This is a genomic window from Mesorhizobium sp. M8A.F.Ca.ET.161.01.1.1, from assembly GCF_004792105.1.
Classification (GTDB): domain Bacteria; phylum Pseudomonadota; class Alphaproteobacteria; order Rhizobiales; family Rhizobiaceae; genus Mesorhizobium.
In genome coordinates, this window is the sequence record NZ_SRTD01000284.1 from 1 (window position 1) to 328 (window position 328).

The following is a 328-nucleotide window of genomic DNA, read 5'->3' on the forward strand; positions in this document are numbered from 1 at the left end:
GGTGTCTTCAGCGCCATAATGGGCGATGTAGTCGGCAAACAGCACCGTATTATAGGGATGCTGTCCGGCGCGAATGCAGACCTTGCCCTTCCACTTCTCATCAGCGAGATCTTCATCATTGAACGAAGCGAGATCGAGGTCCTTGGCTGCATACAGAACGCGGGCTCGCATGGAAAGCGCGAACCAGTGACCCTTGGCATCGCGCAGTTCAGCGACCTCGGCCTGCGGCAGGTGCTGCGGGTAAGTGCCCCCACTGCGGCAAGAAGGAGCTTTACACCAGCTACCTCAAGCCGTGGGTGCTGCGCTGTGGCCGACAGGCCAAATGCGG

At 59.5% G+C, this 328-nt stretch carries 1 pseudogene; it reads right to left on the minus strand.

Annotated features, from left to right (window positions below):
• Window positions 1-237, minus strand: a pseudogene (locus EN804_RS35715) (iron ABC transporter substrate-binding protein); the annotation flags it as partial.
• Between the last annotated feature and the right edge of the window lie 91 nt (window positions 238-328).